Here is a 17,121-nt window from a genome sequence, read left to right on the forward strand (position 1 = left end):
ATGAAACGACGACAGTTGATGGGCTATGCTGGGGCGGGGTTGGTCACAGCTTTGGTTACTACCTTGGGTTCTGAATCTCAAGCTGACGCACAATCTAGCGGTTTATCAGTTCAGTGGTTGGGTCATACTTGCTTTCTTTTTACTGGTGGCGGTGCGAAAATTCTCGTCAATCCATTTCGGTCGGTCGGCTGTACTGCTGGGTATCGTCCACCAAAAGTTGCAGCAGATTTGGTACTCATTAGCAGTCAACTGCTAGATGAAGGTGCTGTGGACGTACTACCGGGAAATGCAAAACTCATCTACGAACCAGGTGTTTATGAGTTTAAAGGCATTAAGTTCCAAGGAATTGCCATAGACCACGATCGCAAAGGTGGTAAGCAGTTTGGCTCAAATACTGCTTGGAGTTGGAAGCAAGGCGGAATTAATATCCTACACTTAGGCGGAGCCGCTGCACCCATTTCTATTGAGCAAAAAATCCTGATGGGGCGTCCCGATGTGGCATTTATTCCAGTGGGAGGCAGTGCAAAAGCCTACAATGCTGAGGAAGCAAAGCAGGCTGTTCAAGTATTAAATCCCAAGTTGGTGATTCCGACTCATTACCGCACACAAGCTGCTGATGCTGCTAAGTGCGATCTTTCGCCATTGGATAATTTTCTGACCCTGATGCAAGGGATGCCAGTGCGGCGTAGCAATGGAGATAGTATTTCCATTAGCCCTGGTAAATTGCCGGAAAAGGGAGAAATTCAGGTTTTAAGTTACAAGTTTTGAATAAAGGGGATTGGGAAAGAAGCAGAGGAAGCAGGGGAAAATAATGAATCCTGCCTCCATCTCCTGAATTCAGGATTCTGAATTCTGAATTCTGATTTTAGAACGTATACCACTCTGGCCCAAGCTTATCTGCGTCGCTAATGGGAGTCTCAACTGCTGTCGTTTCATTTATAGTCCAAATGTTGTCTGTACCTGCTGTCTGATCGCGCCAGTAGATATCAGTCTTGCCATCGCCGTTGAAATCGCCAAGGGATGGTGTCAAGGCCGCGTTATTGGCTGGTAAAAAAGCTTCAGTCGCAACTGTTGTGCCATCCATCAACCAAGCGGTGTTCGCACCTGTGGTTCCATTGTGCCAGAAGATATCAGTCTTGCCATCACCGTTGAAGTCACCAATTTTAGAAGTCCAGGATGAGTCAAGTGTAGCCAAAGCACCTTCTGTGACTAAGATACCATTCATTGTCCAAACCTTGTTCTCACCTGTTTGGGCGTTTCTCCACAGAATGTCTGTCTTAAAGTCGCCGTTGAAATCACCAAGGCTAGAAGTCCAGGCGGCATCTTGGGATTGCAGAGCAAATTCAGTCTTTTGGGTACCATCCATAAACCAAGCGGTGTTATCGCCTGTTGTGGCATTGCGCCAGAAGATATCACTCTTGCCATTGCCGTCGAAATCAACAATGGTAGGAGTTAGTGCTGTGTCTGTAGGGTCTAGAACAGTTGCATTCAGAACGGTGGTGCCATCCATCTCCCAAATAGCGTTCTCGCCAGTTGTGGCATTATGCCAGAAGATATCGGTTTTGCGATCGCCGTTGAAATCTCCAATCTGAGGACTCCAGGCTGGATCAACGCTACTTAGAACAGCCGCACTACCAACTCTGGTGCCATCCATCAGGACAACGCTATTTTCACCTAGGTTGTCNNNTTGCGTAATAAGAAGTCGGTTTTGCCANNNNGCATTGAAGTCAGCAATTTTGTAATCATAGGCCGATAGGTCAAATTGACCCAAAGAACCCTGTTCGACAACTGTTGTGCCATCCATCAACCGAATGATAATCTCACCAGTTGAAGCATTGACCCAAACTTTGTCTGTTTTACCATCACCGTTAAAGTCAGGAGTAATCGCCGCACTAGTTAAGTAAGGATTAGGATTGGGATTTGCTGACGTTTTAATGGGCGCAGTCACCGCTTGACTTTCTAGTGCTAGTGAAGAACTCTTATTTCCAAACCCCAAATCATAATTTAAACTCTTAAGAGAAGTTGTCAAGATTTCTGATTTTGCAAAAGAATCTGATAACAATCGAGATGTATTCAAACCTAATGGTGAGGAATTTGAATTGTCAGGCATGGTGAATTTTTATTATTGGCTGCCATATTTTTTTAACTTTTTTTGGCAATCTCTTTCTGTAACGAAATAACATTTACCTGGTTTTCAACATTTCTTTATAACTATTTTTTATTTATTAATGTCACTCTTTGAAGATAAATATTTGTTTGTTTTAAACTATTATTCTAAAAATTTCAAGTTCTATATAAGCTATTACAAAATATGTTTTGTAATTTATATATGATTATTTATAGATAAAAAATGATTACTTTGTCTATTTTCTTTGACATTTGAAGGTTGTATCAAAAATCTACCTACGAACCAGAAGTTTTTTATGTTCAATTAGACAGACTTAATTAAGATAGAAGCGATTGCTACATTATTCTTAATATATTTTGTATAATCTTACCTTTATTTTCTTTGCACTTTTTTAAGTAATAGCTGAATCGTGACTCTTTTTTATTTTGTGAACAAGCTTAGATAAAAAATAACCTTGACCACCAGCTAGTCCTAAATTTGAGCTATCTAATTTAACCCAATAAAAATCGAAGGCTATAGGGTTTTTGCTCGTACTTGAATGTATTTCCCAATGCCGCCAAGTAGATGGTGTAGGCTGAGTTAATTCGAGATGATAAACATAACGTTCTTGAATTTCATCACGATAGGGAGTCATGTTGTATTGATAAATACCCAATAACTCAATAATGCGAACTCCCTTAACACCAGATTCTTCATAAATTTCCCGCAGTACAGCTTCAGATGGCTCCTCACTTTCTTCAACTGTACCAGCTGGTACTTGCACGCCAGCTTCAGGAAAATCAGTATGTGTAAAAACCATTAATCCATCTTTGTTAGTTACGTAAGCGATCGCTTTTTTTATTAGGGGTTGAGTGGACATAGTTTTTATACTGTGTGTTGTTAGATTTATGAAATACCATAATTTATATAAGATAAACGTTTAAAATTTATTTCATTTCATAAATATCCTAAATTATTCAATAACAACAAGATCCCCGACTTCTTAAAGAAGTCGGGGATCTAAGTCTTTCGAGATAATTGATTATTATCCAATGATTTATGACTTGAATCGAAACAAATATTGGTTAGAATAACTTAGATTAGCAACTATTCAGAGGCATAATCTGTGCATACTCTGGTTGTCAAAAGTGTAAAATAACACAATACTTTCATAAATACATCAACTATGCAAGCAGAATATCGGCAGCGTCGCGAGCAATTAATGGCAAAAATTGGTGATGGAACAGCCATTTTTCGCAGTGCGCCAATGGCAGTGATGCACAACGATGTCGAGTATGTTTATCGCCAAGATAGTGATTTTTTTACTTGACTGGTTTTAATGAGCCACAAGCAGTAGCAGTGTTAGCACCGCATCACGCAGAACATCGGTTTGTGTTGTTTGTCCAACCGAAGGATCGGGAAAAGGAAGTATGGACTGGTTATCTTTGTGGGGTAGATGCAGCGAAGGAAATTTATGGTGCTGATGAAGCTTACCCCATTAGCGAGTTAGATGAAAAGTTACCGCAGTATTTAGAAAAAGCTAGCCGGATTTACTATCACTTAGGACGCGATCGCACTTTTAACGATCAAATCCTGAAACATTACCAAAGTTTACTGCGGACTTATCCGAAACGCGGTACAGGCCCGATCGCTATTGAAGATACTGGCCCTGTCCTCAACAGCATGAGATTGATCAAAAGCGAAGCTGAGGTGGAATTGATGCGTCAAGCAGCTGCGATCGCCACCGAAGCACACAACTATGCCCAAGAAATTGCCGCGCCGGGACGTTATGAGTACGAAATCCAGGCGGAGATGGAACGCATCTTTCGAGTGCGGGGTGGAATGGGGCCAGCTTATCCTTCGATTGTGGCTTCTGGTGTCAATGCTTGCGTACTACACTACATTGAGAATAATCGTCAAATGCAGGATGGAGAATTACTGCTAATTGATGCCGGTTGTGCTTACGGTTATTACAACTCTGACATTACCCGGACATTTCCCGTGGGTGGTAAATTTACGCCAGAACAAAAGACACTGTATGAAATTGTTTTGGAGGCGCAAAAACAAGCGATCGCTCAAGTCCAACCAGGTAATCCCTTCAAATTAGTTCATGATACAGCAGTGCGCGTTCTCACAGAAGGTTTAGTCGAACTTGGCATTCTCAAAGGTGAAATCGACAAGTTAATTGAAGAAGAAAAATACAAACCGTATTATATGCACCGCACCAGTCATTGGTTAGGTTTAGATGTCCATGATGTCGGTGTTTATCAGCATGGTGAAGACAAACCACAGATTTTACAACCAGGTCAAATTTTGACAGTGGAACCGGGACTATATATTGTGCCAGATACCAAACTAGCAGAAGACCAGCCACAGACCGATCCGCGATGGGTTGGCATTGGCATTCGGATTGAGGATGATGTGTTAGTTACACCTGAGGGACATGAGGTGTTAACTGCTGGGGTTCCCAAAGAAATAGATGAAATCGAAAGATAGAAATGGCGATGGTAGAAAAGCCCCGGCGATTGAAATCGCGGCTATACAGACAAAACCCACCTGCGTGGGTTTAAACCCTTGATTTTGTATTAGTCCACGGAGGTAGACAATGCTAGTGTAGCCGTGACTTCCAGTCGCCCAATACTTTTAAAACTCCACTAAAGGAAAAATGGCGGTGAAAGTAGAACCAACGCCTACCTGTGAGGCTAGATTAATTTGACCTTGCAATAGTTTTACTAAACGCGAGACGATCGCTAATCCCAATCCTGTACTATCAGGAAGATAGGGACGATCGCTAGAACTCACGCGAAAGTAGGGTTCAAATATCTGGGCTTGGTTTTCAGGTGCAATGCCTACTCCAGTGTCAGAAACTGCGATCGCCCATCTTTGCTTCTCTAACACCTGACACATAATAATAATAGTCCCCGACTCTGTATAACGAATCGCATTACTAATAAGATTTGTAACAATTTGTTGCAACTGAAAAGAATCTGTGATTAATTTTTCCGGGATGCGATCGCAATCGACTACTATTTGTAAATTTTTTCCCGCAGCTAAAGGTTCCAACATTTCACACACATTACCGATTAATTGACGCACATCGGTAGGTGCTAATTGGAGTTTTATCTGCCCGGCGTCATAGCGCGAAAGTTCTAGTACATCATTAATTAGATGAAGTAACTGTCTACCATTGCGTAGTACGCGTTCAATATGTTCTAGATTGGTAACGCTGTCTTTGATCTCAGTCTTTCGTCGTTGTTGGCGTAAAAATAGATCCGAATAACCAATAATGGAAGTTAGAGGATGTTTCAATTCGTGGGCTAGTTGGGAAAGATAATCTTGATTAGTGCTAATTAGCCGCGTGAGTTCTTCATTATGGAGCGTTAGTGATGCTTGCAACTTCTGTAATTCACGCAGGCGTTCCTCAACATAACTCTTGAAACATCGAGCGATCGCTTCGTCTATAATAGCGTCAATCAAACGCATGGAACGAATTATCTCTGAGGGGATTCCTTTTAGTAAATCTGCTTGTAGAGCATCAAATATTACTGTTCGCAGCAGATGATATTCTCTAGCAATTTCTGCTGGATCAAAACCTTGTTCGGCTCGAATCGCTCCATGCTGAAAACTGGCAGTAACCATTGATTGAATATCATTCTCTTGAGATTTTGAAAGCACTGTCACCATAGCTTTCAAAACATCAGGAATATGATCCTTTACCGCTGTATAAGATAGGTCATCAGCACTTTCAATCCGTCTATCCTTGCGAACTGCTAAAATCCATTTATCAAGGATGGTGTCCGTTTTTTCAGCCAGGAGTTGACTAAAATCCATTATGTTAAATTCAGCTAGGAGATAGATGAGTAAACTTCCATATGCAAATAGTTTAACGACTAGAGTCGTGTTTTACCAAAATTAGTAATATCTTTCACCTACCAAAAGAAGTAGATTTTACAAATCCTCTTGCTGGTGAAATGAGTATACGTACATAAAGCTTAAAAAGTATAATATATATCTTAATGTCATCAATCTAAATCTAGCAGTTAACAGCCTTGTGACTTGATTGCCAAAATTATTTAGCTTACTGTGCAAGGATTTGATTCATAAGATAACCAAAATTATCAATTTTCTGGATTAGCGAAAAGTTAGGATAGGCAGTTGATTTAAGTAACAAAATAAACAACAACTATCAGAAGACAGATACTTTTACGGAAGTATCTATGTTAGGTTATGTATATCAATGTTATAATGCGCATAATAACTTAGTATTTACTTAGAGTAAGTCAGCTTAATCCAACAGATCACAGTGCGTGATGTTGGAGCGGAGGAACCAAATTGTGGGGCGTATCTAATAGAAAGTGAGGAGTTGAGAGTGAGGAGTTAGGAATTAAATAAAATTTAGTAACTCATAACTCATAACTTATAACTTTCTTTAGAAGGGCATCTCTCAGCCCTAGCCCGTCAGCTAACTTCGTAGGCATTGAGAGGAGACTGAAGAGACGGCATTTTTATAATGTTCCGATCTCATTCAGTGTCCAAGGCTGGTACTGCTCAAATTTTTGTACCTGCACTTAAACCTGTTGAGGTCGTAAATGATATTTCAACTAAACTTAGCAGCGATCGCGGCGATCGCTGGACAAGCGGCTTGGAAAAAGGCAAAACCTGTCATCCTTAGAGATGTCTTCTTTCTACCTGTATTGGGCTTCTTGGGAATAATAGTGTTGTGGTGGATTATTGCACTTGCCAATCATGAATTGATGCCCACCCCACCAGAAGCGCTAATCGCTAATCTAGACTACATAAGAAATCCCTTTTACGAGCGAGGTCCGGGTAACTTAGGAATTGGTTGGCTGTTGATCGCAAGTCTGCGCCGGGTATTAATAGGCTTTTTGTTAGGTGCGGTAGTAGCGATTCCTCTGGGGTTTCTAATTGGCATGTCCAGACCTAGCAATGCTAGCGTTTAATCCGATCATTCAAATTTTTAAACCTGTATCGCCTCTAGCTTGGCTACCCATCGCCTTAGCAATTTTCAACTTAGCAGAACCTTCCGCCATTTTTGTGATATTTATTACTTCCTTATGGCCGACAATTATTAATACCGCCTTAGGAGTTTCTAGCGTTCCCAAAGATTATTTAGATGTGGCACGAGTTTTGGAAATGCCTGATTGGCGAAGGATTACAAAAATAATTTTGCCTGCAAGCTTACCGTATATTTTTACAGGTTTGCGAATTAGTTTAGGCATAGCTTGGTTGGTCATCGTCGCCGTAGAAATGCTCACAGGCGGTGTTGGGATCGGCTTTTTTGTCTGGGATGAATGGAGTCGTTTAAACCTAAGTTCAGTATTTTTAGCCGTTTTCATAATTGGCTTAACTGGGTTAATTTTAGATTACGCCGTGGGTAAAATTCAAGAATTAGTCACCCATCGCCCTACAACTTCTAACTAACAAAATTTGGCTGCGTTCAAAACAGCAAAATCTAACAATACTCTGCACCTGAAGCGTGAGTAATTAATCACCAATGGAGCTACAAGAATGGGTGATAGTAACTGGACTCGACGAGACTTTATCAAAGGAATCGGAGCAACCACAACCGGAATAGCGTTATCTTCCTGTGCGATTTCAGGAGATAGATCCGCCAAAGGACTAACAGAAGAAGCCTTAGCTGTACAACCAGTAGTTAAATCCCAAGACCTAGAAAAATCTGATCTCACTATTGGATACGTTCCCGTTAATGATTGTGCGCCATTTGCGATCGCCTGGAAAAAAGGCTTCTTCCGCAAATATGGTTTGAACGTCACACTTAACCGCGAAGCCAGTTGGGCTACTTCCCGTGACGGTTTGATATTTGGTCGTCTGGATGCTTCGCCCGTAGTATCCGGTGCCGTCACCAACGCCAGAATTGGTGCCGAAGGCGCACGCCATGCCCCCTTGTGTGCAGCTATGACCATTCATCGCCACGGTAACGCCATGACGATGAACAAAGCCATGTGGGATTTTGGGCTGCGTCCTTGGTACGAGTATCAAGAACAATATGGTGATGGCGCGCTAGAAGCCTTTGGGCGCGATTTCCGAGGCTACTTTGACAAGCAGCCCTCAGAAGGCAAAGTTTGGGCAGTAGTATTAAGTTCCGCCATTTACGAATACTTTATCCGTTACTTATCCGCCGCCGCAGGTGTTGATCCCCTTAAAGAGTTTCGCGTCATCATCGTTCCGCCCCCCAAATGGTAACAAACGTGCGGATTGGTGCAATGCAAGCTTACATGGTTGCAGAACCCTGGAATACACGAGCAATTACAGGTAACGAAAACATCGGCTTTACCTTCGCACAAGGTAAAGAAGTCTGGTTGGGACACCCAGACCGTTTATTGGGGGTGATGGAATCTTTTATTGACAAATATCCCAAAACCTATCGTTCCTTAGTCAAGGCGATGATTGAGGCTTGCCAATATTGCAGCAAAGTAGAAAACCGCCAAGAAGTTGCCGAACTACTTACAGAACGTTCCTTTACAGGTGCTAGACCCAAAAAGAAAGATGCGCCAATCGCGAAATTTACAAGTCCGGGAATTCTCGGCAACTACAACTATGGCGGCTTTGATGGCAAAGACCGCACCATTAAAGCCGCTGACACCACGATTTTCTTCGATATCCCTGACAACCTTCCCAAACAGCCAGGAGAACACTCCACATTCTTATGGAGATCGAGAAGTATCTGGTTGATGACACAAGCAGCACGATGGGGACAAATTAAGGAATTCCCCAAAAATGCCGAGAAACTAGCAGAACTTGGCTGGAGAACAGATTTATATCGGGAGATAGCATCTGAAATGGGCATTCAGTGTCCCAAGGATGATTACAAGGTCGAGCCACCAGAAGTATTTATAGATAAGAAAGGCTTCGACCCCAGCGATCCGGTGCGTTATCTGAATAGTTTTGCCATTAGGGCTAACGCTCCCAGTCGTTTTTTCATGTCTTAAATCCCAAGTTCAAATATTGATTGACTAAATTATTTGCGGAGCCTTTGATGATGGAATATACCTCATTACCGATTAATACTCAGAACAAAGTTCTGCCCCGCCCTGGATTTTTAGAAATTGAAAATTTAGTCAAGTCTTATCCGACACCAGATAAAGATAACTTTGTCGTTTTAGATGGAGTTAATCTAACGATTGGTGAAGATGAATATATTTCTGTAATCGGTCACTCAGGTTGTGGTAAATCAACTCTACTAAAGATAGTAGCTGGTTTAGAAAAAGCAACTTCCGGCTCAGTCAGGCTAGATGGGAAAGAAATTCGTCAGCCGGGAGCCGAAAGGATGATGGTATTTCAGAACTATTCACTGTTACCTTGGTTAACAGTGCGAGAAAATATCCGTTTAGCCGTAGATGAAGTGTTAAAAAATGCTAATCGCTCTGAAAAAATCAGCATTGTAAATCAACACTTGGCAATGGTAAACTTGACGGCGGCGGCTGACAAATATCCCGATGAAATTTCTGGAGGTATGAAACAAAGAGTAGGTATTGCCAGAGCCTTAGCAATTCGTCCCAAAATGTTGCTAATGGATGAACCTTTTGGGGCGCTAGATGCACTAACTCGTGGTAAATTGCAGCGGCAGGTATTGGATATTTGGGAAAATAATCGTCAAGCAGTGATGATGATTACCCACGATGTAGACGAAGCAATTTATATGTCCGATCGCATAGTTTTGATGACCAATGGCCCGTCTGCTAGTATTGGGGAGATTTTAGAAGTTCCTTTTGAGCATCCACGCGATCGCGCCGCCATGCGAAACTCAAAAGAGTATTTTGAACTCCGAAACCATGCCTTAAATTTCCTCGATCGATATTTTGCCCAAGACGAGTAAATTAGATTATCATTTTTTTAGTGGGTAGCCTAATTCAAATTCATGAAAGCTGGATTTGGAACGGAGGAACCAATGTTTGGGGCTAATCTTGAAGAGAGTGGCAATTTAAGAGTAAAAAGTTTTAACTCAGCACGGGCTAAACGCCCCACNNNCGCTAACAGCACTCCTAAGAGAGAGACACCTTCCAGTCTTAGCCCGTCAGCTAACTCCGTAGGCAATGGAAGGAACCCCCAAGACTTTGGCTGTAATACAGTTATTATTGGGGTTTCCTTGACTGATTTAAGATTTAAATTTTGGTTATCGTCACTCAATCCAAAATCGTTCGACTGAGCGTAGCCGAAGTCCAAAATCCAAAATTTGTCCCCCTGCTTCTCATTGCTAATTCATTTCATTGGGAGAAGTAAAGCTGTGCAAATCAAGCCAATGTTAGCACGTCTGCAAAGTGCCACAGGTCGAGATGACTTAATTGAACAAATGGTACTCTTGCCAGAACCAAAAAAACCTTTTTCTAAAAAGCCTCAAAGCTCAAAAGGAGTTAACTTAATTGTTGCTTATGACGCATCTCCCAACAGTCATACGGCATTAGATATTGCCTTTTGGATTGCCCATCAAACGCGTTTGGCCACCAATACAGAAGTTACAGTTCAAGCCGTTTATGTAGTAGAAGATAATCAAAGCAATCAGTATCCAAATATCTTAACCTTTCCCCAACAACAATCTCCATTAGAATGTGAAGTTAGTGAAGTATCAAAGTCTGTCACACAGGTATTAACTCAACCAAAATTACAGGCGTTAATAACTCCCCTACAACAAGCAGATATAATTCTCTGGCAAGCCCGAAGTTTGGCTGAAGAATGGCAGGGTTGTTTCAAATCTCATTTACGGTTTGGCTCCATTTCTACAGAACTTAACAAAGTTGTTGAATTAGAAAATGCCGATATTCTATTTTTAGGTTGCAACTCTGTCAATCATCCAATGATTGAAGCTCTAGGTTCTAATTTTCCCTGTGCCGTTTTAGGTATTCCCAGTTGTATTGATGAATAATCGCTGTTTAAAATTTCAGTAATTTTTATCAAATCATAGATAAGTCACCTACAACTAGGTGACTTTTTTCGCTAGCAAGTAAACAATTCAACTTCGGGAGCTTAGGTGTGGAAAACTGGCAAGCAATCCTTAGCATAGTCACATTTATTGGTGTCATCGTCTTAGTAATGACGGAATGGGTACATCTGACTATTGCGGCATTACTAGGAGCATTGTTATTAGTTTTTAGCAACGTCATGACTTTACAAGAAGCTGTTGGTTACATTGGCAACAGTCATGGAACACTCGGTTTATTTTTTGGAGTTATGGTGTTAGTACGGGCTTTTGAACCTACTAAGATATTTGATTATTTAGCTACTCAAATAGTACTCATAGCTAGGGGAAAAGGCAAACGTCTACTACTTGGTATTGTGGCTATTGTGACACCCATCTGTGCAGTCTTACCAAATGCCACAACAGTTATGTTGCTAGCACCTTTAATTCCACCAATGGCGCAGGAAGTTGGGATAAATTTCGTACCATTGTTGATTTTAATGGTATTTGTTGCTAATAGTGCTGGATTGCTAACTTTAGTTGGAGATCCCGCAACATTTATTGTTGGTGATGCTGTGAATATCAGCTTTACAGATTATTTGTTGGAATTAAGTTTAGGAGGAGTAATTGCCGTTCTTGTAGTGATTATAACACTACCATTTTTATTCCGTAAAATTTGGAATACACAGTTAGATAATCTTGAAGAACTGCCACACCCACAAATAAATCATCCACGAGCTTTAAGCCTTGGTGCAGTTATTGTATTTTTCGTGATGATATTTTTTGTGATTGGAGAATCTTTACCAGTTCCGATCTCGCCTGCTGCCGCAGCTTTATTAGGAGCAGCTTTAGCTTTGCTTTTATCTCACCATAGCAATATAGATTCAGTTAACAACATTTTACGAGATGTAGACTGGAGTACATTAATATTTTTTATGAGCATTTTTGTGCTAATTGGGGGGCTAGAAAAAACAGGTGTAATTAATGGCTTATCAGGAATATTGGCAGCAGTTTTAGGAAAAAATATTATGCTAGGTTCCCTAGTTTTATTATTTTTTGTGGGTCTATTGTCCAGCGTAGTGCCAAATATTCCTTTAGTGGTGGGGATGGTGCCTTTACTAAAACAATACATTGTTACTGTCGGATTAGCACCCGCCGAAGTTCTTGCACAAGATTTTCAAGGACAGTTTCCACCAGAAGTATTACCACTGTTTTATGCAATGATGTTTGGTGCAACTTTGGGAGGTAATGGCACACTTGTGGGTGCATCATCTAACATCGTAGCCGCCGGAATTTCTGAGCAGCATGGACGGCGCATCTCGTTTAAAACTTTTCTACACTACGGTATTCCGGTGATGCTATTACAACTAGTAGCTTCGGCTTTGTACATATTGGTTCGCTTTTTGCTCTAAGTATAATTTGTGTTGATAGCACAGCGTAAAGCCTTCTCTAAGAGAGGCTTCGCCAATGCTTAGAGCAAGTCATTGAGCGCCGCAGAAAGTGCCATGAGACACAAGGCGTCCAAGATTAACCCCGTGTTTTTAAACGTGGGTTCCCTTCTGCCTCACTTCTTTTACCGGAGACGCTGCGCGTAGCTTGCTTCCCCAAAAGAGTACGACTACGCTCAGTGAACACCTGTCTGGTTGTTGAGCGTAGTCGAAACACTGTCTCCTGCCTTAACCACATATTTGGGTTTGAAGCCCCGTGCTTCACGCAATGCTTTAAAGCATTGCGCCTTTAGGTCGGTGAGAATGTCAATTTTCTTTGCTATTACCACTTGTCATGCTGAGAAATAAATTGGTGTGGCATCTGGAAAAATCTTATTTAGGATTTCATTTTACAAATATAGTTCAAATAAAGTTACATCATTAAACAAGCAATTAATAATTAAAAATGAGCGGTATATAATTAATCTTGCGTGCCAATTAAATGATTTTTTTCATCAATAGATAGTAAAAGTTATATCTTCCGCTGGATAGAGCTTTCAGCCCTTGGAGAGATGCTTTAAACAGCTAAATTCTACGATTCTGATCTAAAGAGTTAGGTATTGCCATAGGTACAAACATAATAAATACTAAGAGTTGCTTCTCAAGAAATTCTTAATTCCCCAACTTTAAACTTAGTAGAAGGAAATCCAATGTTCCAAAGTACAGAAATCATGGTGGGACTCTATAAACCACTATTGTGGTTAGCACAGGTTTCAGCAGAACCCTCAAACGTCACACCAGAACAAGCATCAGTTCTCATTTCTGGGCCACGCTTTTTTGTGGCTTTAATCTCAGGTGTGATTCTTGCCTTTGCTTTCCAATTAGTTCTAACTAATCTCTCCCTTGCAGTCGGTATTTCCTACCTGGGGCACTCATCTGATTCGGATTCAGATAATGGGGAAGTTGGAAGTTTGGGCGGCAGTATTCGCAAAATCGGCACAGCAGTCGGGATTTGGACATTAATCACTGTGACTGTCGCCTTATTAATCGCTTCTTATCTAGCAGTAAAATTGAGCCTTGTCATCTCAGATCGGGGATTGGGAGCGATTCTTGGTTTAGTGATTTGGGGGGCTTACTTTTTGCTTCTAGTTTGGGTAAGTTCCACCACAGTCGGCTCCTTAATTGGCTCAGTTGTCAATACGGCAACATCTGGGTTTCAGGCGATTATGGGGACTGCTACCGCCGCACTAGGTGCGAAAGCTGTGAATAGCCAAGTGGTAGCCACAGCTGAAGCCGCCGCCGCCGCTGTCCGTCGAGAACTCGGAAGCGCCATCGATCCCGTAAGTATCCGGGAAAACATTGAAGATTACTTAGAAAAGATCCGTCCTCCCGAACTCGATGTATCGAAGATTCGGAGTGATTTTGAAAATTTACTCAACGATCCGCAATTAAAAGCGATCGCAGGGACTCCAGATATCCGCAACATCGACCGCCAAAAGTTTATCGAGTTAGTCAGTAGCCGCACCGATCTTTCCAAAAAAGACGTTAGTCGCATTGCTGATACTTTGTATAAAGTTTGGCAGCAAGTGGTAAGTCAGCACCCACCCACCGAAGACCGTTTGGGTGAGTTGATGGATTACCTAAAATCACTTCCACCAGGACAAAGCAAAACAGACGAACTCAACGCCAAGTTGGAACGGTTATTAGCAGAAAACGGTGGTTCCAAAGAATCTGACCAAAAGGCAGCTACCGGGCCAATTCAAAGTACACTCCAGCAAGGACTATCTGCCTTAACTGGCATTGTGTTGGGACGCACAGATTTGTCTGATTTGGATGTGGAAAAAATCTTGGGTAGTCTCACCAGCGCTAAAGATAAAGTCACCGAACAAGCAGATAAGTTAGGCTTGCCAACACCATCACAACCCTACAGCCCAATTCGGTCTGATGTGGAAAACTACCTGTACAATACTTATGCTTGGCAACTGAGTCCAGAAAGAATTGCCCAGGAATTTCGTGATGTCATCTACGACCCAGCAGCCGACCCTGGAATCGTCCGCAGGGAACTAGAACGACTATCCCGCAATGATTTCGCTAAAATTTTGCAACAACGGGGATTGCTTACCCAAGGTCAAATTCAGCGCATTGCCAATCAGCTAGAAACTGTCCGCCAAGAAGTGCTAATAACAGTCAGAGCTGTTGAAGAAAGAGATATCGTCCAAGACTTGCAACGCGCAGTAGAAAGTTATCTGCTCGTTACTCCCAAGGCAGATTTGACACCTGAAGGCATTGAGCAGAATTTTAAACCACTGTTGGCAGACTCAGAGGCAGATTATGAAACTCTGACATTGCGACTAGCGCACCTTGACCGCCAAGAAATTCGGGAGATATTGTTACAACGTAATGATGTCCAGTTATATGAAGTAGATAGCATTCTCGATGAGTTGGAAAAACAACGCGATCGCGTCTTGGTAGAATCCAAAGGATTAGCAGAACAGGCACAATATCAAGCAGAAACCCTGTGGTTAAATGTAGAATCATATCTGCGTAACACCGGCAAATCAGAACTGAATCCTGATGGCATCCGCGCCGACTTCAAAAAGCTACTAGAAGATCCGCAAGCTGGGGTTAGCTCAATTCGGGCGCGCTTGTCTCGCTTTGACCGCGATACCTTAGTACAGTTGTTGAGTCAGCGAGAAGATTTGAGTGAAGATCAAGTTAATCAAATCATCAATGCTACTGAGGAGTCATGGTATAATATCCGCCACACACCTCAAATTGTAGTCGATAAAGCTAAAGAGCAATACGACTCTGTGACGACAACGATCGCAGATTATCTCCGAAATACTGGCAAACAAGAACTCAATCCTGAAGGTATTCAGCGAGATTTGAACAAATTGTTTGAAAATCCCAAAGAGGGAGCCGTCGCCCTGCGCCGTCGATTGTCACAGGTAGACCGAGATACACTAGTGAAATTGCTCAGTCAACGCCAAGATTTGAGTGAAGAACAAGTCAATGAAATCATTGATTCCACCCAAACTTCGATTCGGAACTTTGTGCGTGCGCCTCGTCGCCTAGCTAGCCGTACACAACAAAGAGCCGAAACATTCAAAGCTTATCTGGAAGAGTATCTGCGCCAAACTGGTAAAGAAGAACTCAACCCTGAAGGTATCAAACGCGACTTGCAATTATTGTTGCACGATCCGCGAGTCGGCGTAGAAAGTTTTGGCGATCGCCTTTCGCAGTTTGACCGTGATACCATCATCGCCCTGCTGAAAATTCGGGAAGATATTTCTGATGAAGAAGCAGCACGGATTGCCGATAATATGGTGTCCGTAAGGGATCAATTTGTCGAACAAGTACGGAGCATCCAACGGGGCATTCAAGATGCAATTGACGGGGTTTTCGCCCGCATTCGTAACTATCTCAACTCCCTGGATCGCCCAGAACTTAACTATGATAGTATTAAGCGCGATATTCGCACAGTTTTTGACGATCCCCAAGCGGGATTTGATGCCCTGCGCGATCGCCTGTCCTCCTTTGACCGTGATACCCTAGTGGCAATCATGAGTTCTCGTGAGGACATCTCCGAAGCAGATGCCAACCGAATCATCGACCAAATTGAACGGGCGCGCAACACAGTATTACAACGTGCAGAACGCATACAGCACGAAGCCCAACGCCGTCTAGAGCAGGTAAAACATCAAGCACAGCGGCAAGCAGAAGAAACCCGCAAAGCCGCAGCTACAGCAGCGTGGTGGCTGTTTGCCACAGCATTCGTCTCCGCCATTTTCTCTGCATTAGGAGGAGCGATCGCTGTAGTTTAACAAGTTGTCTCCGCTAACTTTTCAGCCTCCCATTCTGGGAGGCTTTTCTATTTTAAGGACGTAGAGAAGAAAGTAAAAAAATAAATACGTATTGGCGAATTTTTTTGTGTAATACCAATTGGAAAAAAGAATGCGACAAATAGACCATTTGTAGAGGGGACTTCCAGAAAATAAACTATTCCATTTACAATAATGATTATCATTATTGTAAAATCCTATCTCTTGTTTTTCTTGGAATAATTTATTCTTTGGAAGTCCCTTACAGCCGACTGTGGTGGTAGCAATGGGTATCGACTGCGGTTATGGAAGACCCAGCTTCAGAAACTTGCCAACGAATTTGGATTGACAATTCAAGTTGCACACTTCCCACCTGGTACAAGTAAGTGGAACAAGATAGAACATCGTATGTTCTGTCATATTACTGAAAATTGGAGAGGCAGACTACTTACAAGTAAAAAGGTCGTGATTAACCTCATTGGTAACACGAATACCAAAAAAGGACTGAAAATTCAAGCTACTCTTGACGAAAACAAGTACCAAAAAGGCATTGAGGTCAGTGACAAAGAACTTTCAAGCGTTTGCTTAGANAAGTCTGAATTTCATGGAGACTGGAACTATCGAATTATACCTCAAAATGGTATCAATCCTTCTTCACCTTCAACAAATAGGTAAGTTATTTCTGCGCTGCTCTTTAGTCAATTTTTAACTAATAAATATTTTTATTTCAACATAGTAATACTTAGCATAAAATCTGCGTTTTCCACTATAATCATCACATTCTCACTAACAATGTCATACTCATAATATCATGCTATGACCTTGACAGTT

At 41.9% G+C, this 17,121-nt stretch carries 8 protein-coding genes, 5 pseudogenes and 2 riboswitches; of the genes and pseudogenes, 9 read left to right on the top strand and 4 right to left on the bottom strand.

Annotated features, from left to right (window positions below; translation table 11 throughout):
- Entirely contained in the window at positions 1-768 is a 768-nt protein-coding gene (locus QUD05_RS07120; RefSeq protein ID WP_289795455.1) for an MBL fold metallo-hydrolase, read from the top strand.
- Positions 769-865: 97 nt separating this feature from the next.
- On the opposite strand, the pseudogene QUD05_RS07125 reads toward QUD05_RS07120, so the two are convergent.
- Both QUD05_RS07125 and QUD05_RS07130 read right to left on the bottom strand, forming a co-directional pair.
- Positions 866-2,110: pseudogene (locus QUD05_RS07125) on the bottom strand (FG-GAP repeat domain-containing protein).
- A gap of 409 nt (positions 2,111-2,519) precedes the next feature.
- Entirely contained in the window at positions 2,520-2,987 is a 468-nt protein-coding gene (locus QUD05_RS07130; RefSeq protein ID WP_289795457.1) for an NUDIX hydrolase, read from the bottom strand.
- 306 nt (positions 2,988-3,293) lie between these two features.
- Between QUD05_RS07130 and QUD05_RS07135 the strand changes: the two are divergent.
- Positions 3,294-4,603: pseudogene (locus QUD05_RS07135) on the top strand (aminopeptidase P N-terminal domain-containing protein).
- A gap of 147 nt (positions 4,604-4,750) precedes the next feature.
- Here QUD05_RS07135 and QUD05_RS07140 read toward each other — a convergent pair.
- Complete coding sequence (locus tag QUD05_RS07140) at positions 4,751-5,938, bottom strand: sensor histidine kinase (RefSeq protein ID WP_289795458.1); 1,188 nt, start codon at positions 5,936-5,938, stop codon at positions 4,751-4,753.
- A 441-nt stretch (positions 5,939-6,379) separates the two neighbouring features.
- A riboswitch (cyclic di-AMP (ydaO/yuaA leader) is annotated at positions 6,380-6,599 on the top strand.
- Between the two features lie 97 nt (positions 6,600-6,696).
- Here QUD05_RS07140 and ntrB point away from each other — a divergent pair.
- The 5 genes and pseudogenes from ntrB (at position 6,697) to QUD05_RS07165 (ending at position 12,454) form a co-directional block, all read left to right on the top strand.
- Positions 6,697-7,549: pseudogene (gene ntrB, locus QUD05_RS07145) on the top strand (nitrate ABC transporter permease).
- A gap of 87 nt (positions 7,550-7,636) precedes the next feature.
- Positions 7,637-9,078: pseudogene (locus QUD05_RS07150) on the top strand (ABC transporter substrate-binding protein).
- Between the two features lie 50 nt (positions 9,079-9,128).
- Positions 9,129-9,965 (top strand): ABC transporter ATP-binding protein, encoded by an 837-nt coding sequence (locus tag QUD05_RS07155; RefSeq protein WP_289799906.1) that lies wholly within the window; start codon positions 9,129-9,131, stop codon positions 9,963-9,965.
- A 16-nt stretch (positions 9,966-9,981) separates the two neighbouring features.
- Positions 9,982-10,197: riboswitch (cyclic di-AMP (ydaO/yuaA leader) on the top strand.
- A 191-nt stretch (positions 10,198-10,388) separates the two neighbouring features.
- A complete protein-coding gene (locus QUD05_RS07160) occupies positions 10,389-11,009 on the top strand; it encodes a universal stress protein (protein WP_289799907.1) in 621 nt (206 codons plus the stop codon).
- A gap of 107 nt (positions 11,010-11,116) precedes the next feature.
- On the top strand, positions 11,117-12,454 hold the full coding sequence (locus QUD05_RS07165; protein WP_289795459.1) for an SLC13 family permease: 1,338 nt from the start codon (positions 11,117-11,119) through the stop codon (positions 12,452-12,454).
- Positions 12,455-12,666: 212 nt separating this feature from the next.
- Here QUD05_RS07165 and QUD05_RS07170 read toward each other — a convergent pair whose 3' ends face one another.
- Positions 12,667-12,819 carry a hypothetical protein gene (locus tag QUD05_RS07170; RefSeq protein ID WP_289795460.1) on the bottom strand — a complete coding sequence of 51 codons (153 nt, stop codon included), beginning with the start codon at positions 12,817-12,819 and terminating at the stop codon, positions 12,667-12,669.
- A 360-nt stretch (positions 12,820-13,179) separates the two neighbouring features.
- Between QUD05_RS07170 and QUD05_RS07175 the strand changes: the two genes are divergently transcribed.
- The gene (locus QUD05_RS07175; RefSeq protein WP_289795461.1) at positions 13,180-16,293 is read left to right on the top strand and encodes an MFS transporter; all 3,114 of its coding nucleotides are present in this window, start codon (positions 13,180-13,182) and stop codon (positions 16,291-16,293) included.
- Positions 16,294-16,551: 258 nt separating this feature from the next.
- Positions 16,552-16,965 (top strand): annotated as a pseudogene (locus QUD05_RS07180) (ISAzo13 family transposase); the annotation flags it as partial.
- Positions 16,966-17,121: the final 156 nt, after the last annotated feature.

It is taken from the genome of Nostoc sp. GT001 (assembly GCF_030382115.1).
Classification (GTDB): domain Bacteria; phylum Cyanobacteriota; class Cyanobacteriia; order Cyanobacteriales; family Nostocaceae; genus Nostoc.

What these genes read in the sequence shown, in the direction of transcription:
- QUD05_RS07120 (WP_289795455.1), top strand. Translation starts at nt 1, where the DNA reads ATGAAACGACGACAGTTGATGGGCTATGCTGGGGCGGGGTTGGTCACA.
- QUD05_RS07130 (WP_289795457.1), bottom strand. Translation starts at nt 2,987, where the DNA reads ATGTCCACTCAACCCCTAATAAAAAAAGCGATCGCTTACGTAACTAAC.
- QUD05_RS07140 (WP_289795458.1), bottom strand. Translation starts at nt 5,938, where the DNA reads ATGGATTTTAGTCAACTCCTGGCTGAAAAAACGGACACCATCCTTGAT.
- QUD05_RS07155 (WP_289799906.1), top strand. Translation starts at nt 9,129, where the DNA reads ATGGAATATACCTCATTACCGATTAATACTCAGAACAAAGTTCTGCCC.
- QUD05_RS07160 (WP_289799907.1), top strand. Translation starts at nt 10,389, where the DNA reads ATGTTAGCACGTCTGCAAAGTGCCACAGGTCGAGATGACTTAATTGAA.
- QUD05_RS07175 (WP_289795461.1), top strand. Translation starts at nt 13,180, where the DNA reads ATGTTCCAAAGTACAGAAATCATGGTGGGACTCTATAAACCACTATTG.